Here is a 19,023-nt window from a genome sequence, read left to right as displayed (position 1 = left end):
TACTTTATGGCAAAGCGCATCATAATTAGTGGCGGTGGAACGGGAGGGCACATTTATCCGGCTATTGCTATTGCTCATTCGCTCAGGCATGAGGATCCATCGATTGAAATACTTTTTGTGGGTGCACTAGGGAAGATGGAGATGGAAAAAGTGCCACGAGCCGGATTTCAGATTGTAGGATTACCAATTGTTGGCATAAAGCGAGCGCTTACGTTAGAGAATGTTCTATTTCCCTTTAAACTCGTTAAGAGTCTGTGGATGGCAAGAAAAATTTTGCGGGAATTTCGTCCGGATGTTGCCATTGGTGTGGGAGGATTTGCAAGTGGCCCTGTGCTATTGGCAGCCACACTTTCAGGAATACCCACTTTAATTCAAGAGCAGAATTCGTACGCAGGAATTACAAACAAAGTGCTGGCTAGAAAAGCAAAAACCATTTGTGTCGCGTATCCGGGGATGGAGGCCTTTTTTGAAAAAAAGAAAATCAAGCTCCTGGGAAATCCTGTGCGTAGTGATATCTTGAATAACATAGATAAGCGAGCGCTCGCCTTGAAACACTTTGGATTTGTAGCACATCGCAAAACTCTGTTTGTTATGGGGGGCAGCCTAGGTGCCCGTACGATCAACGAAAGTGTAAAAAGCAGCCTGAAAAAATTTAGTGACGCAGGTTATCAACTGCTGTGGCAAACAGGAAAGCCTTATATAGAAACTGCCCGACAGGCAATTGAACAGTATCCCTCAGGGTATTTTAAAGCCTATGACTTTATTTATGAAATGGATCTAGCCTATGCCGTAGCTGATGTCGTTATTTCCCGAGCTGGTGCTTTATCAGTTTCAGAGCTATGTTTGGCTACGAAACCCGCAATTCTGGTGCCTTTCCCGTTTGCAGCCGAAGACCATCAAACTCTGAATGCAATGGCCCTGATTCGTCAGAATGCTGCCTTATTGGTTACGGATTCAAATGCCGCTCAGGAGCTAGCAGAGACCGCTATCCGTTTACTGGATGACCCTTTAAAAAAGAGTGAATTAAGTTTAAATATTGGTAAATTAGCCAAACCCCACGCTGCTCGGGAAATCGCTCTCGAAGTTTTGAAATTAATGCCTTAGTTATCAGGATATTTAACCCATTGAACATGAACTTTTCAACACCCTGGAAATATGTATATTTTGTTGGTATTGGAGGAATAGGGATGAGCGCCCTTGCGCGTTGGTTTCATGTGAATGGTTTTTTGGTCGCAGGATATGATCGGACACCAACACCTCTTACTGATACCCTACAGGCTGAGGGGATACAGGTTTGTTTTGATGACAACCTGAACAGCATCCCGACAGATTTTCTCAAAGACTCTTTGTTAACTTTGGTTGTATATACACCTGCTATACCAGCAGATCACAGGCAATTGGTCTACTTTCGGGAAACTAAATTTGAAATTCAAAAGAGGTCGCAGGTGCTCGGTTGGTTGACAAATACCCTCAAAACAGTAGCTGTTGCCGGCACACATGGTAAAACGACCACCTCATCCATGGTGGCTCATCTTTTTCGGGCAGCAGGCCAAAATTGTACAGCGTTTTTAGGGGGAATTACCCAAAATTATGGAACAAACTTCTTGCTCAACGACCCAACTGAAAACGTTGAGGAAATTCTTTGTGTAGTTGAGGCCGATGAATTTGACCGCTCCTTTCTTACCCTGTTCCCATCTGTGGCAATTGTAACCTCAACGGATGCCGATCATCTCGATATTTATGGTGAACATGAATCATTAATGGAATCGTTTCGCTCATTCGTGAGTCAAATCCGGTCGGACGGTATGCTTTTTATGCGTAAGGGCTTAGAACTTAAAGATTCAACTTCTGCTAACGTAGTAGAGTATTCCTTGCATGAAGGGGACGTACATTGTACAAATCTTCAAATCAAAGATGCTCGATTTATGTTTGATGTAGTCCATCCCGAGGGAGAAATTTCAGGATTTTCCCTTTCGGTGCCTGGCTTTCATAATGTAGAAAATGCATTGGCCGCTATTGCAGTCGCATTATACGTAGGCTTGTCGCCAGAACAGATTCGAGCAGGTATAAATACGTATAAAGGAGTTCAACGACGGTTTGAGTATATTATTGAAAGTGAAACAGCCGTTTTTATAGACGATTATGCGCATCATCCAACAGAAATTGAGGCGTTCCTTTCTTCTGTAAGGGCATTATACCCCACTCGCCACATCACAGCTGTATTTCAGCCACATCTGTTTAGCCGAACGCGTGACTTCGCCGAAGGATTTGCGAACAGTTTAAGCCTTGCAGACAGGTTACTACTTTTGGATATTTATCCAGCCAGAGAATTGCCTATTCCAGGAGTTACATCCCGGATAATTTTTGATAAAGTGAAATTAGAGGATAAAACGCAGATTTCAGCCGATCAATTGATTTCTGTCCTAAAAATGAAGGAGATAGATGTTCTTGTAACCATTGGCGCGGGGGATATTAGTAAGTATGTTGGTTATATAAAAGAAATGTTACAGGTTCCATTTGCTAATTAGTAAAAAAAGACTTTTAATATTATCAGCATGTTACGTAAATTTGACTATAAGTCTAAGCTGTTTGGAATGAGTATTTGGATACTTGTGCTTACGATATGCGTAGGAATGGCCGAAAATAAGTTGAGACATCAACAGATCAATGACGTGATCGTGAAAGTTGATTATGAAAGCGGTATTCGTTTTGTAACGAAATCAGATGTTGAAAAACTTATTACGAATAATGGGAATGACCCCATTCATGGCAATCGCCAGAAAAATATCCCTCTCAGTGCCCTTGAAAACAGGATAAAACTCAATAAGCATATCAAATCGGGGCAAATTTTCCACGATCTGGAAGGTAATTTGGTCGTTCAGGTTGAACAGGAAAAACCAGTTGCACGTTGGATTAACAACTCCAGGAACGGAGAATGGAGAAAATCGGAAGGCTTTTATATCAATGAGCTGGGAAAATATTTCCCATTGTCAGAAAGATATTCTGCACATGTACTTTTGGTTTCAGGTACTTTCTTTTCCGAAAAAAAGAACCTTACAACTAAATATGAAAAAGATGTTCTGGAATTGATTAAAGCTTTAAATCAGGATCCGTTGTGGAATGTACAAATTACTCAAATGGATGTATCCAAAGATGGAGAAATCGATTTGTTCACAACAATAGGGAATCAAAGGATTGAATTCGGGAAGGCTGAAAATATAGATTCAAAGCTGGGAAAGCTTCGTACCTTTTATGAAAAAGTAATGGCTTCTGATTGGAGTCGTTATTCAAAAATTAGTTTAAAATTCTCAAATCAGATCGTTTGTGAATAACGTAATACACCATTTTGACATGAGGAAAGGTATGATTTCAGTAGGTTTGGACGTAGGAAGTACGAAGGTCGCTGCCGTTGCTATTGAAAGCCAGGAGAACCTATATCAGGATACGGTGGAAGTCATTGGTTTCAGTGAAGTTTCAGTACCCAATGATGCCATTGTTAATGGTGCAGTAAAGAACGTAAAACAGGTTGGAATGGCAATTCGCAGTGCCTTATCGCAACTTGCTATGCGTTCAGACCTTGAAATAGGACATGTGAACGTCAGTTTTGGCGGGGGGCATGTGCAGGTATCATCGCTCAGCAGCTCTATGGTACGGCCTACCTCTGCTATAAGTAATGAAGTAACTCAGGAAGATGTAGAGCATTTAATTAAGGATTTGTACAGAGCCCAAAATGAACCAAATTTTGAGGTAATGCATGTCATTCCTGGTGAATTTGTTGTCGATAATAGTCCCACTGTAAAAGAGCCGGTAGGGCGTGTTGGGGTTCGGCTGGGCGGAGATTTTCTAGTTGTGTCTGGAAATAGACAAGCAATTGAACTGACGAAAAATAGCCTGAAAACGGCAGATCAGTCACTGGAATTTGATCAGCTTTTGCTTGCACCCATTGCTGCCGGTTTGGCAGTACTTAGTGAGGATGAAATGGAAGCCGGGATCGCATTGGTTGATATTGGCGATCACGTTACTGATATTGTAATATATCAGGGAGGCATCATCCGTTACATTAGCTCTTTCCCGATTGCAGGACGTCACATCACGGCAGATTTAAAAACAGGGTGTGGAATACAATTAGATGGTGCTGAGTTATTGAAAAAAAAATACGGTGAATCTTTATCCGAGAATACCGCTCTGAATATTGAAATACTTGTTAATTACCTAAAAGGTCGTCCACCTAAACAAGTTTTGAAAAAAAATGTAGCATTAATAATTGAAGAGCGTTTAAAGGAAATTGCTGCTTTAGTATACGCGGAGATACTCGAATCGGGATTTTCTGACGATTTAATCGGTGGAATTGTGCTTACTGGTGGGACAGCTAATTTGCCGGAAATAGAGACATTGTTTAGCCGGGTAGCTAATGACATGCCTGTTCGTGTAGGTATTCCCGAACGGCTTGCACATACACCGAAGGCAGACTTTGTGAGTAGTACTAGCTACGCTACCGCACTTGGTTTAGCATGGGCAGGCCTAAAAAAAATTGACATGCGTATAGAGTCGATCTGTCCGTTGTTTCCATCGAATTCGCATGTGATTTCTAAGACAGATGAAGTGATAAAGCCAAGTGGAGGGAATCCTTTGTTTGAAGGCTTAAAAAAACTAAATCCCTTTTCGAGCGGAGACAAGGAAGATAAAACCGGAGGAGGTTACTAAAAAATGCTACGAATACGGGCATCGTTAAAATACTTGTTCGGACGGAATAGAATATTCGAAGAAAGCTAATACGCACCTGACCATATGAATACCAATTTGTTAAACGCCCTTGAACAAGATTACATCGTGAATGGCATTGAAGATAGAGTCGCTGAGCCCTCAATTATTAAGGTAATTGGGGTTGGCGGTGGAGGAAGTAACGCTGTAAACTACATGTTTGAAAAGAAAATCAAAGATGTAGAGTTTGCTATCTGCAATACAGATAGACAGGCCTTGTTAAAAAGCCCTGTTCCTAACAAAATACAATTAGGTGCATCACTCACGATGGGGTTGGGTGCAGGAATGGATATTACCCGAGGGCGTGAAGCTGCCCTGGAAACAATTGAAGAGATAAAAGCACTATTGGGTGGATCAACTCAAATGGTTTTTATTACGGCAGGTATGGGAGGGGGAACTGGTACAGGTGCAGCACCGGTTATCGCCCAAATTGCCAAAGAAGAAATGAAATTGCTTACGGTTTCGGTCGTAACTGCTCCTTATTCCTGGGAAGGCAGTTCCAAGAAAGAACAGGCCTTAGAGGGCATTGAACAATTAAAGAAATATAGCGATACAGTTCTTGTAGTACTTAATGACAAACTGGAAGAACTGTTTGAGGATATGGCAATTACCGATGCCTTTGCACAGGCAGACGGGATTTTGCTCAATGCCGTTAAGAGTATTTCTGAAATTATTACCACAAGCGGAAATATAAATACTGACTTTCGGGATGTTGAGAAGGTCCTGAAAGAAGCCGGGCAATCGGTGATGGGCACGGCAGAGGTTGATGGTGATAATAGAGCACATGAAGCTATTCGGAAAGCTCTTGATTCTCCTCTGCTGAACGATAGAGAAATTACCGGGGCTCAGCGGATTCTGGTAACATTGGCTTCTAGTAAGCGACGTGAAGCTACCATGAAAGAGCAGCGCGAAATCTGGAAGTATATTCTTTCTCAGGTTGGGGGTGAAGCCCACCTGTTTAAATTAGGAACAATCATTGATGATACGCTGGGAGATAAACTCCGGGTGACGGTTGTTGCCGCAGGGTTCGATAGTGTAGAGCCCCCGATCCCCGGTGTTAAGGCACGTCGCCCAACAGCTGAACTGCCAGTTGAAGAGCCACCAATTGTGGTTATTGACGAAGTTGAGCCAGAAGAGCCAAAGGAAGAAAAAGTGGAAATAATTGAGGAGGAAGTAAAAGAAGAACCTACGATTTTACCTCAAAATTTCCCAAATAAAGTTAATAGTACACCAACAAGTGACTTTACTCCATCGCCATATATTGAGCAACAACAGACTAATTACATACCAATAATTCATGAGCATAAACAGTTTCCCCTACACTATGATGATCAAAGAGTTCCACAGGACTCAATGTCAGGTAGACTGGAAAGAGAAGACTGGAGCGCTGAAGAATATAGTAGAATTAAAGAGTTGGTGGAACGTTTCAGAGATAAGAAAAGAATAAATTGGGATGAATTGGATAAGGGGCCTGCTTATCGACGAAGTCAGATTGATCTTTGGCGTAAACCAGCAATTCCTGCCCACGAAATTGAGCAAATTCGATTGGACTAACAGTAAAAGCGGGACCTAACATCCCGCTTTTACTATTTATAGTCCTCTATTTTCTGACTTCATTATTCACTATCTATGGAAGGTATCCGATCAGAATTAGCAAGTCTCCAGAACGAAGAGCGGGCACTAGTTGTATCAAAGTATTTTCAGACTCTACCGGGACAATATGCAGCGGGAGACATTTTTTGGGGTATTTCAAATCCGCTGGTTCGACAAGTTGCCAAAAAGTGGGAGAACCTCGAACTAACGCAGGTAGAAAATTTGCTTCAGGATCCTGTGCATGAATGTCGGTTTGCCGCATTGCTGATATGGATCAGGCAGTACCATAAAGGTAGCACGGAGGATAGAGAGGCAATTTTTGAGGGCTATCTGAAAAATTTGAAGTATATCAATAATTGGGATTTGGTAGATCTTTCTGCCAGAGATATTGTCGGTCGGCATCTATTTAACAAAGAACGGCATCTTTTATACGAACTCGCCGGCGATCAGAGTATTTGGACACAGCGGGTTGCACTCATAGCAACGTTTTATTTTATTCGATATGGCCAATTTACAGATAGCCTACGTCTGATTGAAAAGCTTTTGGCTCATCCGCATCACCTCATTCATAAAGCTATGGGCTGGATTTTAAGAGAAATTGGGAAAAAGGATCTGGATTGTATGGAAGAATTTTTGCACCTGCATATCCGGTCATTACCTCGTACCACCTTACGTTATGCTATTGAGCGCCTTACACCCATCCGGCGACAATACTACCTCTCGCTGTAGTAGCCAAAACATTTATTAGTATATTTGACGCTCGAACTCGGTCAAAAGGACCATTCGGATTCAAATAGAAATGTTTCAACGCTCCGATAAATCTCTCGAAATATGTCTTGGTTTGTTCGTAAAGAAAAAGGTATAAGTACGCCCACTGAAATGAAACGTGAAGCTCCTGACGGGCTTTGGTATCAGTGTCCCAGTTGTAAAAAAATTATGCAAACACGTGAGCACAAGCTAAATGCCTATACCTGCGAGCATTGCAATTATCATGAAAAAATTGGGTCTGACGCTTATTTTGAAGTGCTTTTTGACCAAAATATTTATATAGAACTGGATGAAAATCTGACTTCCGGCAATCCCCTTAATTTTGTAGATACAAAACCTTATCCAGATCGCGTACGGGCTACAATGCTCAAAACTGGACTCAAAGATGCGGTCAGAACGGGATTTGGGAAAATGAATGAAGTGGAAATTGTTATTGCCTGTATGGATTTTAATTTCATTGGTGGATCAATGGGCTCAGTGGTTGGAGAAAAAATTGCCAGAGCAATTGACCATTCAATTAAGCATAAAGTGCCTTTTTTGATGATCTCCCGCTCCGGTGGTGCCCGAATGATGGAGGCTGGCTTTTCGCTCATGCAAATGGCAAAAACTTCTGCTAAACTAGCCATGTTATCAGAAGCAAAGATTCCTTATATCTCACTTCTGACTGATCCTACAACTGGCGGTGTAACTGCTTCGTACGCAATGTTAGGCGATTTTAATATCTCTGAACCAGGTGCGCTCATTGGATTTGCCGGGCCAAGGGTTATTCGCGAAACCATTGGTAAAGACCTGCCCAAAGGCTTTCAAAGTGCAGAATTTGTGCTCGAACATGGCTTCCTGGACTTTATAGTTGATCGGAAGGATCTGAAAGATAAATTAACGAGCTTGTTGAACATGCTCAGGTAAAATCCAATGAGGCTAGTTTCAAATCCTGTTTTATGTAATTACTATTTGACTTATCGCTGCAATGCCACGTGCGGCTTTTGTGACATTTGGGAGAGACCATCTCCCTATGTAACTCTTGAAAGTGCAAAAAACAATATTCGGGATTTAAAAGCTCTGGGAGTCAAAGTGATTGATTTTACAGGAGGCGAGCCTCTTCTTCACCGCCAACTTGATCTTCTCCTGCAAGAAGCCAAAAATCAGGGTTTGATTACAACCGTAACTACGAACGGTTTATTATATCCAAAATACGCCAATCGACTAGCAGGGCTGATCGACATGCTGCATTTCTCTTTGGATTCACCCATTGCAGAAGAGCATGATCGCTCCCGTGGTGTAAAATGTTTTGATAAAGTAATTGAATCCATTGAGGTTGCAAAACAATTGGGTGAGCGCCCGGATATACTTTTTACAGTATTTGAACATAATATTCATCAGATTCCACAATTGTTGGAAGATATATGCCTGCCGAATGGATTGGTTTTGATACTCAATCCGGTATTTGAATACAATGATGTAGGAAGTCAGTTATCAGCGGCTGCTTTGCAGGAGCTTACAAATTGGGGAAAGCAAAAAAACGTGTATCTGAATGATGCATTTGTTCAACTTCGGATCGATGGGGGGAATCACCTCGAAGATCCCATTTGTAAGGCAGCAAGCACAACCCTCGTGATTTCACCCGAAGACAAGCTCGTTCTTCCATGCTACCATTTAGGACTGAAAGAATTTCCGATTGAAGGGCGACTGAAAACTTTGTACCAATCAGAAGAAGTACAGAAACTTGTAGCGCTCGAAGGAAAACTCCCTGCTTGTGAAGGATGTGCCATTAACTGCTACATGCAGCCCTCTTTTGCCGTAGAAATGAATAAGTATTGGTGGAAAGCATTACCAAGTACTCTGAAATATAATTGGATCAAAGGTACCTGGAAGCAGTTACTTCCATTTTGAGAAGTAAACTCATGGCTCTATACATGGCTCCTTCCGCCGTGTGTCTGTGATGCTTGCAATTTTCCAGCCGCTATCCATACGAATCATCGTAAAGGAGTTAACTCCACAATGGCTGAACGTAGTCCCAACAAAAAACTTATAGGGAACCCACGCATGAGCTATTGGACCATCTACCTTGATTTGAACTCCATAAATTTGCTCATCCCAAATACTGCTATGCGGAGTGCCAACAGCTTTAATAAATCCCTGAATCGCATCTTTTTGTATCCGAATGCTGCCATCCTGCCCGGCAGATACAGATTGAAGTGTAGCATCCGCTAAAAATGATTTACTTACCAGTGAAGAATCCCCGGTTCGCATGCCGGTAAAAAGCTGATCGATGACATTCCTTATTTCGGTCTCCGGGGATTGGGCTTGTACCACCAATGAAACCAGTAAAAGGCAGCTCATGAGAATTGCTCGGTACAGATTGATTGTGTAAGATTTCATCCGAATTGGAATAGTTTTTATTGAATGATTACATTTGCATCTAGTGGTAAAATTATACAAATGTCTGAAAAAATAGCCAAGAAGGTTAATATAGCCAATCGTCGTGCTTCATTCGAATATTTCTTTCTGGAAAACTATACGGCTGGAATGGTATTGACCGGAACTGAAATTAAATCAATTCGTCAGGGGAAAGTAAACTTTCAGGATGCGTACTGCCTTTTTATGGACGGTGAGCTCTATATTCGAAGTCTGCATATTTCTCCTTATACAGAAGGAACACACTACAATCACGATCCCTTGCGGGATCGTAAACTCCTGCTTACCAAGCGAGAATTGCGCAAACTTGAAGAAAAACTTACAGATCAGGGATTGACAATCATCCCCTGCAAGCTATTTACATCTGAGCGCGGGTTGGTTAAACTGGAAATTGCTTTGGCCAAGGGGAAAAAACTGTATGACAAACGTGACAGTATAAAAGAACGCGACATAAAACGTGAAACGGATAGAATGGGCTACTGATCTGAAAATCAGAGGATTTGATTGTATATGGTTTCATATGTCAATCGGCCCTTTCGTCAACAAAAAGATTCACTATCAAAATTTTACTAACATTTAACCATCCGTTGGCGTTATTTAAGGGTATATTTTCTAAATTGCTTTGAAGAATTTACCATTTTAAACCCATGGGCAGGAAAGTTTTGGTTCTCAATCAAGATTATAGTGCACTTAGTGTTTGTTCCGTTCCTAAGGCTTTTTTGCTGGTTTACCTCCACAAAGCCGAGATGATCGCTGATTCGCCCACCTATGCATTACGCACGGTGAGCGAAATATATCCAATGCCGACCGTGATCAGGCTAAACAAGTATATTAATTTGCCGTATCGAGGCGTAATGATGACTCGGCAAAATATTTTCAAGCGCGACGGCAATCGCTGTCAATATTGCGGCACGCATGAAGATCTTACGTTGGATCATGTATTGCCAAAATCAAGAGGTGGCAAAACAAATTGGGACAATCTTGCTACTGCCTGCAAGCGCTGTAATTCACGTAAAGGCGATTATACTCCCGAAGAGGCTTCCATGCCACTCTTCCAACGCCCTTTTCGGCCTTCTTTTCTAATGTTTCTACGCGATTTTTCCGGAACTATAGATGAAGGATGGCTTCCGTATTTAGGAGCCCGTGAGGCGATGTATTAAAATTCTCCCTTGTTTTTCATTGCTTTTCAGGACGTAGTTTCCTGTTAATCTGCTTACGCAAGTAAGGCTGTATACGTGCGCATATTTATTATTCCGGGAAGCAGGTTTGAAAAAAGAAAAAAAACAGTACCTTTGCGGTCTATTTTTTCAAAGCAATACCATGTTTCACAAAATTCAACTCAGCTGCCTGGGAGTTGATGTATGTCAGGGCAAATTTTCAAACTATTTATGGCAAAGGAAAAACAAAGCTACGTTAGCCCCGAATTTGATTGGGAAACCGCAGATGACAAAGGATTTGGTACCGGCTACACAGCCGCAGATCGCGCTCGATTGGAGCAAATGTATGAAAACACACTTTCTCCAATTCAGGAAAAAGAAGTAGTAAAAGGAACAGTTGTAGGAATTACCGATCGTGAAGTAATTCTAAACATAGGTTTCAAATCTGATGGATTGGTTTCCTCTAACGAATTCAGAGATTTACCGAATCTCAAAATTGGTGATGAGGTAGAAGTATACGTAGAAAATCAGGAAGATGCTCAGGGACAACTTGTACTTTCTCGTAAGAAAGCCAAAGTAATCACTGCCTGGGACAATATTCAGAAGTCATTTGAAGAAGATCTCGTCATGGATGCACTTGTAAAGCGCAGAACCAAAGGCGGTCTGATTGTAGATATATATGGAATCGAAGCATTCTTGCCCGGTTCGCAAATTGATGTGAAGCCAATTCGTGATTTCGACATTTTTGTTGGAAAGCGTATGGAAGTTAAAGTTGTTAAGATTAATCATGCAAACGATAACGTAGTTGTTTCTCACAAGATTCTGATCGAGAAAGATCTTGAAGCACAGCGTCAGCAAATTCTGAACAACCTCGAAAAAGGTCAGGTATTGGAAGGCGTGATCAAAAACATGACCAACTTCGGTGCATTTATCGACTTAGGTGGTGTGGATGGACTTCTTCACATTACAGATATTTCGTGGGGACGTATTAATCACCCGTCCGAATTGTTGAGCCTGGATCAGAAAACCAATGTTGTTGTACTTGACTTTGACGAAGAGAAAAAGCGTATTTCACTTGGTTTGAAGCAGCTTCAATCACATCCATGGGACTCTTTGTCCGAAGAGATTCAGGTTGGATCGAAAGTAAAAGGCCGCATTGTCAATGTAGCTGATTACGGCGCTTTCCTTGAAATTCTTCCAGGTGTTGAAGGATTGATTCACGTATCAGAAATGTCATGGTCGCAGCACTTGCGGAATCCACAGGAATTCATGAGTGTAAATGACGAACTTGAAGCTGTTGTATTAACACTTGATCGTCAGGAACGCAAAATGTCGCTTGGCATTAAGCAACTAACCGAAGATCCATGGACACAGGCTGAACTGAAAGATAAGTACGCAGTAGGTACTCGTCACAGCGGTGTGGTTCGTAACCTAACAAACTTCGGCTTGTTTATTGAGCTTGAAGAAGGAATCGATGGATTGGTGCACGTATCGGATCTTTCCTGGACCAAGAAAATCAAACACCCATCCGACTTTATTAAAGTTGGAGATCAGTTGGAAGTTGTGGTACTTGAACTTGACGCCGATAACCGTCGTCTTGCTCTTGGACACAAGCAACTGGAAGAAAACCCTTGGGATACTTTTGAGTCTATCTTCGAAGTTGGATCAGTACACCGTTGCACAGTTCTGTCCAAAGGAGATAAATTTGCAACACTTGAACTGCCTTATGGTATTGAAGGAATTGCAACGATCAAAAATATTTCAAAAGAAGATAACTCGGTAGCCGAAATAGGGGATAGCCTGGATTTCATGGTATTGGAATTCTCCAAAGACGAAAAGAAAATCGTTCTATCGCATGCCAAAATCTGGCAGGTTGGAGTAGTAGAAGAAAAAGCTCCCAAGAAAGTAACACCCAAAGCAGCAGAAGCACCCGCTTCTAAGGAGAAAGAAGCAGACAAATCGACCTTCGGAGATTTGGATATTCTCTCTGCTTTGAAAGAACAAATGGAAGAAACCGAAAAGAAAGGCAAAAAAACTTCTAAAAAAGAAGACAAAGACGCTGAGTAAGTTTGAATAATTCCTAATTTTGCCCCGGTCAGTTCATTGCTGACAGCAGAGAATTGACCGGGTATTTGGTTCCGTGGCCGAGTGGCTAGGCAGAGGTCTGCAAAACCTCCTACAGCGGTTCGAATCCGCTCGGAACCTCAACATCGCAGGAAATAATTTAAGACCTGCAAGCTGGAAAAATACCATTTGTGGAGCAAACATTAAGTAGCTTTCACGAATGGTATTTTTTTATAAATGATTGATAGTCAGATGTTCTTTACTGAAAACAAAAAGGTGTCGCAACCGGTTTTGATTAGAAAAAGTATAAATAAGTGTCTATGGTAAAATATAGATAAAATACTTTTGTGGATAAAAATTCGTGCAGTAGATTTGTGTGTTGAAGTATCATGAATGCATTATTATGAATATACAAATAAAAAAAACCGCTCTCATAGCAAAAAAACTATCTGTTAGAATGAAAAAATTCATTGTAGGATTGGCCCTACTATGCAGCCCGTTTTTGGCTTTTGCACAGGATGCTGAAGGCGATGCAGCCAAAGGGGAAACATTGTTTAAAAATAATTGCTCGAGCTGTCATAATGTCACAGCCGAGAAATCAGTAGGGCCTGGGTTAAAAGGCATTTCAGAACGCCGGGATTTTCCATGGCTTGTCAGTTGGATTCACAATTCGCAGGCGATGATCGCAAGTGGTGATCCGGCAGCTGTAAAACTCTATAACGAGTACAATCAGGCTCAGATGACTAGCTTCCCTAATTTGTCAGAAGATGACATTAAAGGGATTTTAGCTTACATAGATCAGGCAAATGCCGCTCCGGTTGCTGCTGATGGTGGCTCCCCTGCAGCAGGTGCAGCGGTTGCGCAATCAAGCGGACCTTCTGATTTATTTGTATTGGTACTAATTGCCTTGTTGGTGGTTATGTTACTCGTTCTTGGTGTGTTGCTGGTAATCGTAACATTATTGTCCAAGGCTGTCAGTGGAGATGCCACGGGTGCAGATGGCGTACCTTTTATGGATCGCCTTAAAACTACATTTTCAAAAGCAGCTAACAATCCGGCGATACGTTCGGCCACTATTTGGGTTTTTGTATTGTTAGTTACCAAAGCTCTTATAGATGGTGCCTATAACGTAGGCGTACAGCAGGGTTACGCTCCTAAGCAGCCCATTGCTTTCTCTCATAAACTGCATGCAGGCGAATATCAAATCGACTGTAACTACTGCCACACGGGCGTTAATCGTGGAAAGTCTGCACATATTCCTTCGGCAAACATTTGTATGAACTGCCACGGAGCTATCAAGAAAGAATCTCCTGAAATTCAGAAAATTTACGCAGCCATCGAAACTAATCAGCCGATTGAATGGGTTCGTGTGCACAATTTGCCAGATCTTGCCTATTTCAATCACTCTCAGCACGTGAATGTGGGAGGGCTGGAATGTCAGCAATGCCATGGTGAAATTGAAAAAATGGAAGTCGTGGAGCAGCGCTCTTCACTTACGATGGGTTGGTGTATCGATTGCCATCGCAAAACAGAGGTTAATACCAAAGGTAATGCCTATTACGATAAGCTTGTACAGCTGCATAATAGCGAGAGCAAGGAAGCATTAAAGGTGGCTGATATTGGCGGTTTGGAATGTTCAAAGTGTCACTATTAATAATCTGAAGAAAATTCCAAGATAAAAATTCGTTATTGAACAGTTTTATGAAAGATACAAATAAAAGGTACTGGAAGGGACTTGAAGAGTTACGTAATGACGAAAACTTTGTCAAGAATGCCAACAGTGAATTTGCCCAAAATGCACCTGATTCCAGCAACTATGATAGCCTGGTTGACGGTATGGGTACCCACCGCCGGGATTTTTTGAAGGTTTTAGGATTCGGAATGGCAGCGGTTTCCTTAGCTGCATGTGAAACTCCGGTTAAGAAAGCTATCCCTTATTTAAATAAACCAGAAGGAGAATATCCTACAATTGCCAATTGGTATGCCTCTACGTACGCAGAAGGTGGAGATTACGCCAGCGTACTTGTAAAGACCCGGGAAGGAAGGCCTATTAAAATAGAGCCCAATACACTTTCAGGAATATCAAAAGGAGTTAGTGGTCGTGTTCATGCTTCTCTATTAAGCCTTTATGACGTAGAGAAGTTGAAAGGCCCTAGGAAAGGAGAAGATACCAAGGTTAGTTGGGAGCAGGTTGACAAAGAAATCATGAGTCAGCTGGCTCAGGTAGCTACCTCCGGAACCCCAATTCGCCTAGTTTCCTCATCAGTCGTTAGCCCATCTACAAAGGCAGTTATCAGCGACTTTATTGCCAAATATCCTACAACGCAACACATTCAATATGATGCAAATTCTGCATCAGCTCTATTGGATGCGAATTCGACCTCATTTGGTAAAGCAGCAATTCCTGCGTATGATTTTAGCAAAGCAAAAACTATTGTTGGAATTGACGCAGATTTTCTTGGTAGCTGGCTGGCACCGGAAATGTTTTCCATGCAATATGCTGAAACACGTCGTTTAAGTAGTGCAAAGGATGGCAAAAGAGATATGTCTCGTCATTACCAATTTGAGACTATTCTTTCACTAACCGGTTCTAATGCAGATTACCGTTCGGCCGTTAAGCCATCACAGATTGGTTTGGTTGCTACAACGCTTTATAATAAAGTGGCCAGCAAAATGGGCGCTCAAACGATTTCTGCCCCTGCGCTTACCATTCCTGAACTTGATAAAGCTGCTGCTGATTTGATTGCCTCAAAAGGCGAATCATTAGTTGTATGCGGTGTAAATGATCCTGCGGTTCAAACTATTGTTAATTCACTGAATAGCCTTTTGGGTAGCTACGGATCTACCATTAATCTTGGAGCTTCCATGAATATTCGTCAGGGGAGTGACAAGGCTATGAATGGATTTATTGACGAGCTAAAAGGTAATAAACTTGGTGCTGTTCTGTTTTTGGACGCCAACCCAGTATACAATCACCCACGAGGTGCTGAAATTGCCGAGGCTCTTCCAAAAGTTTCTTTGAGTATTTCATTTTCAGACCGTGCCGATGAAACCGGTTCATTGGTCAAATATATTTGCCCGTCTTCACATTATCTTGAATCATGGGGCGATGCTGAACCTATCAGCGGATTCTATAGCCTTACTCAGCCAACTATAAGTCTGATTTATAATACTCGTCAGGCGCAGGCAAGTCTTCTGACATGGGCAGGCAAGAATGCGGATTATCATGAATATGTAAAAGCATTTTGGCGGAGTAATATCTATACGCAGGGAGCTGGCGGAAACTTTGAAAATTTCTGGATCAAAGCGCTTCATGACGGGGTATTTGAGCCAGGAAAAGGAACAACCACATCTGGTGGAAGTTTTACCGGAGATGTTGCCGGAGCTGCGGCTTCCATTGCAAAAACGTATAAAGCTACCTCCTCCGCAATTGAACTTGCTCTTTATGAGAAAGTAGGTATGGGGACAGGTCATTTGGCAAATAACCCATGGCTGCAGGAAATGCCTGAGCCGGTTACTAAGGCATGTTGGGACAATTACGCTTCCCTTTCAAAGCAAACGGCTGCTGAACTTGGAGTCGAGCAGGGAGATGTTGTAAAGGTTGATCTCAAAGGGAAATCAGTTGATTTGCCTGTTATAGTACAGCCGGGACAAGCCATTGGAACAGTTGCTGTTGCGATTGGCTATGGAAGAGAAAAAGCTGGAAAATCTGCTGATGGTGTAGGTAAAAATGTGTTCCCTATGGCTTCATTTGCTAATGGGTACCTATCGTTTTTGCCAGGAGAAGTTTCTGTTTCCAAAACTGGTGACTTCAAAGAGATTGCACAAACGCAAACTCATGACACAGTAATGGGTCGCGAGTCTGTATTGCAGGAGACTGTTTTGGCAGCCTATAAGAAAGATACAATGGCCGGACGCTTTGTTCCCAAAATTGAAACCTCAGAAGGCCCGAAAGAAGCAACGGATATTTCTCTTTGGAATGGTCATAAATATCCAAACCACTCGTGGGGAATGGTGATTGACCTGAACACTTGTACAGGATGCAGCGCTTGTGTGGTAGCCTGTCAGTCAGAAAACAATGTGGCGGTAGTAGGACGTCAGGAGGTGATTAATCGCCGGGAAATGCACTGGATTCGAATTGACCGTTATTACAGCAGTGAATCTGTTGATAGTACAGCCGGTTTGGAAAAGGCATCAGAAAACCCTGAGGTAACCTTTCAGCCGCTGATGTGTCAGCATTGTAATAATGCACCTTGCGAAACTGTATGTCCTGTACTTGCTACGACACACAGTTCTGAGGGGCTTAATCAAATGACCTACAACCGTTGTGTAGGAACCCGGTATTGCGCCAACAACTGTCCTTATAAAGTTCGCCGTTTCAACTGGTTTAAGTACTTTGATAATGAAAACTTTGACTATCATTTCAATAACGATTTAGGCAAAATGGTTATCAATCCTGAGGTAACTGTTCGTTCTCGCGGGGTTATTGAAAAGTGCTCAATGTGTGTGCAGCGTATTCAAGAGGGCAAACTTACAGCCCGGAAAGAAAGAAGACGGCCACAGGATGGAGAAATTGTTACCGCTTGCGCACAAACATGTCCAACGAATGCCATTACATTTGGTGATATGAATGATCCCGAAAGTGCAATTTCAAAGATTTTGGAAGTAGAAAGAGAAGGACGGGCATTCCACATGCTGGAAGAAATTAACGTTCGGCCACAGGTTTCTTATCTAACCAAAGTCCGTAATAAAGAAGCTGCTGCTCAAAACACAGAAGCTTAATAATTTGTATTTGTAAAGTAAATCGAACATTAATTCAATATAACTTACAGTCGTATGCATGTTACTTCATCCGTGAGACCGCCGCTCATAACTGGCGGAAAGACGTACGCCGATGTAACGGAGGATATATGCCGTCAGGTAGAAGGTAAACCCACCAAAGAATGGAAAATTGCATTCACTATTTCGGTGATTGTTCTTGCCTACGGTACGGCCTGCCTTTTTTGGACCTGGTGGGAAGGTCTTGGCGTTTGGGGCTTAAATAAAACTGTGGGATGGGCCTGGGATATTACAAACTTCGTATGGTGGGTAGGTATAGGACATGCTGGTACGCTCATTTCTGCGATTTTGCTGCTTTTCAGACAGAAATGGAGAACTTCCATTAACCGTGCGGCGGAAGCAATGACGATTTTTGCCGTACTCTGTGCTGCGTCTTTCATTCTTATGCACATGGGTCGTCCATGGTTAGCCTATTGGGCTCTGCCACTTCCCAATGCTTTCGGATCTCTATGGGTTAATTTTAACTCACCACTGGTATGGGACGTATTTGCCATTAGTACTTACTTTTCAGTATCATTAGTGTTTTGGTATATTGGTTTAATTCCCGATTTGGCCACAATCCGTGACCGTGCACAAAACAAGGTTTCCCGATATATCTACGGAACACTCGCAATGGGTTGGAATGGCTCTGCCAAAACATGGGCTCGTTATGAATACATAAGCCTTATTCTGGCCGGTCTTTCCACACCTTTGGTACTCTCTGTACACACAATTGTAAGTATGGACTTTGCTACCTCCGTAATTCCGGGCTGGCACACTACGATTTTCCCTCCCTACTTTGTTGCAGGGGCGATTTTCTCGGGCTTTGCAATGGTTCAAAACTTGATGTTGATTACCCGGGTTGTCTATCGACTGGAAGACTACATTACGCTGGAACATATAGAATCCATGAATAAGGTAATTACATTGACCGGATCTATTGTTGGAGTAGCTTACCTTACCGAGTTTTTCATTGCCTGGTATTCAGGAGTAGAATATGAAAGCTACGCATTTATCAATCGTGCCACAGGGCCTTATTGGTGGGCATACTGGACGATGATGACCTGTAATGTAATTTCTCCTCAGTTGTTCTGGTCACGTAGTATTCGTCGGAGCGTGACATGGACCTTCTTTATATCGGTAATTGTAAACATCGGTATGTGGTTCGAGCGGTTTGTAATTATTGTTACTTCACTACACCGTGACTACCTACCATCAAGTTGGGCAATGTTCTCGCCTACGATGTATGACATTGGTGATTATATATTCTCTTTTGGTTTCTTCTTTACCTTATTCCTGCTATTCTCAAAATACCTGCCCGTAATAAATATGGCAGAGGTAAAATCTGTAATCAGATCATCTTCTGAAAAATTGCCGGCCAAAGTTGCAGGGGTTGCCAAAGGCGAAAGAGTGGCTAATCCTACATTTAATAAAGACGCTGAATAAT

At 42.1% G+C, this 19,023-nt stretch carries 15 protein-coding genes and 1 tRNA gene; 15 read left to right on the top strand and 1 reads right to left on the bottom strand.

The window, feature by feature from the left end; genetic code table 11:
- Positions 1-6 precede the first annotated feature (6 nt).
- From murG to EZE20_RS15385, 8 genes are all read left to right on the top strand, one after another.
- Positions 7-1,104, top strand: a complete 1,098-nt coding sequence (gene murG, locus EZE20_RS15420) for an undecaprenyldiphospho-muramoylpentapeptide beta-N-acetylglucosaminyltransferase (RefSeq protein ID WP_132119240.1) — start codon at positions 7-9, stop codon at positions 1,102-1,104.
- Positions 1,105-1,130: 26 nt separating this feature from the next.
- Positions 1,131-2,528, top strand: coding sequence for a UDP-N-acetylmuramate--L-alanine ligase (murC, locus tag EZE20_RS15415; RefSeq protein ID WP_132119238.1), 1,398 nt, complete (start codon positions 1,131-1,133; stop codon positions 2,526-2,528).
- A gap of 27 nt (positions 2,529-2,555) precedes the next feature.
- A complete protein-coding gene (locus EZE20_RS15410; RefSeq protein ID WP_132119236.1) occupies positions 2,556-3,332 on the top strand; it encodes a cell division protein FtsQ/DivIB in 777 nt (258 codons plus the stop codon).
- 31 nt (positions 3,333-3,363) lie between these two features.
- Positions 3,364-4,704: a cell division protein FtsA gene (ftsA, locus tag EZE20_RS15405; protein ID WP_228713782.1), complete on the top strand. Its 1,341-nt coding sequence runs from the start codon at positions 3,364-3,366 to the stop codon at positions 4,702-4,704.
- A gap of 84 nt (positions 4,705-4,788) precedes the next feature.
- Entirely contained in the window at positions 4,789-6,315 is a 1,527-nt protein-coding gene (gene ftsZ / locus EZE20_RS15400) for a cell division protein FtsZ (protein ID WP_132119232.1), read from the top strand.
- 75 nt (positions 6,316-6,390) lie between these two features.
- Positions 6,391-7,083 carry a DNA alkylation repair protein gene (locus tag EZE20_RS15395; protein ID WP_132119230.1) on the top strand — a complete coding sequence of 231 codons (693 nt, stop codon included), beginning with the start codon at positions 6,391-6,393 and terminating at the stop codon, positions 7,081-7,083.
- 102 nt (positions 7,084-7,185) lie between these two features.
- Entirely contained in the window at positions 7,186-8,028 is an 843-nt protein-coding gene (accD, locus tag EZE20_RS15390) for an acetyl-CoA carboxylase, carboxyltransferase subunit beta (RefSeq protein ID WP_132119228.1), read from the top strand.
- Positions 8,029-8,034: 6 nt separating this feature from the next.
- Positions 8,035-9,012, top strand: coding sequence for a radical SAM protein (locus EZE20_RS15385; protein WP_132119226.1), 978 nt, complete (start codon positions 8,035-8,037; stop codon positions 9,010-9,012).
- A 9-nt stretch (positions 9,013-9,021) separates the two neighbouring features.
- On the opposite strand, the gene EZE20_RS15380 is transcribed toward EZE20_RS15385, so the two are convergent.
- Entirely contained in the window at positions 9,022-9,501 is a 480-nt protein-coding gene (locus tag EZE20_RS15380; RefSeq protein ID WP_132119224.1) for a nuclear transport factor 2 family protein, read from the bottom strand.
- A gap of 60 nt (positions 9,502-9,561) precedes the next feature.
- Between EZE20_RS15380 and smpB the strand changes: the two genes are divergently transcribed.
- The 7 genes from smpB (at position 9,562) to nrfD (ending at position 19,022) form a co-directional block, all read left to right on the top strand.
- Positions 9,562-10,020 (top strand): SsrA-binding protein SmpB, encoded by a 459-nt coding sequence (gene smpB / locus EZE20_RS15375; RefSeq protein WP_132119222.1) that lies wholly within the window; start codon positions 9,562-9,564, stop codon positions 10,018-10,020.
- Between the two features lie 164 nt (positions 10,021-10,184).
- Positions 10,185-10,697: an HNH endonuclease gene (locus tag EZE20_RS15370; protein WP_132119220.1), complete on the top strand. Its 513-nt coding sequence runs from the start codon at positions 10,185-10,187 to the stop codon at positions 10,695-10,697.
- 228 nt (positions 10,698-10,925) lie between these two features.
- Positions 10,926-12,761 (top strand): 30S ribosomal protein S1, encoded by a 1,836-nt coding sequence (gene rpsA, locus EZE20_RS15365; RefSeq protein WP_132119218.1) that lies wholly within the window; start codon positions 10,926-10,928, stop codon positions 12,759-12,761.
- A gap of 67 nt (positions 12,762-12,828) precedes the next feature.
- Positions 12,829-12,899, top strand: a tRNA-Cys gene (locus EZE20_RS15360).
- A 316-nt stretch (positions 12,900-13,215) separates the two neighbouring features.
- A complete protein-coding gene (locus EZE20_RS15355) occupies positions 13,216-14,412 on the top strand; it encodes a cytochrome c3 family protein (RefSeq protein WP_228713779.1) in 1,197 nt (398 codons plus the stop codon).
- Between the two features lie 47 nt (positions 14,413-14,459).
- Positions 14,460-17,540, top strand: coding sequence for a TAT-variant-translocated molybdopterin oxidoreductase (locus EZE20_RS15350; RefSeq protein WP_132119214.1), 3,081 nt, complete (start codon positions 14,460-14,462; stop codon positions 17,538-17,540).
- A 54-nt stretch (positions 17,541-17,594) separates the two neighbouring features.
- Positions 17,595-19,022, top strand: coding sequence for an NrfD/PsrC family molybdoenzyme membrane anchor subunit (nrfD, locus tag EZE20_RS15345; RefSeq protein ID WP_132119212.1), 1,428 nt, complete (start codon positions 17,595-17,597; stop codon positions 19,020-19,022).
- Position 19,023: the final 1 nt, after the last annotated feature.

This window comes from Arundinibacter roseus, assembly GCF_004348825.1.
Classification (GTDB): Bacteria; Bacteroidota; Bacteroidia; order Cytophagales; family Spirosomataceae; genus Arundinibacter; species Arundinibacter roseus.
This window is presented reverse-complemented; position numbering and strand designations above follow the sequence as displayed.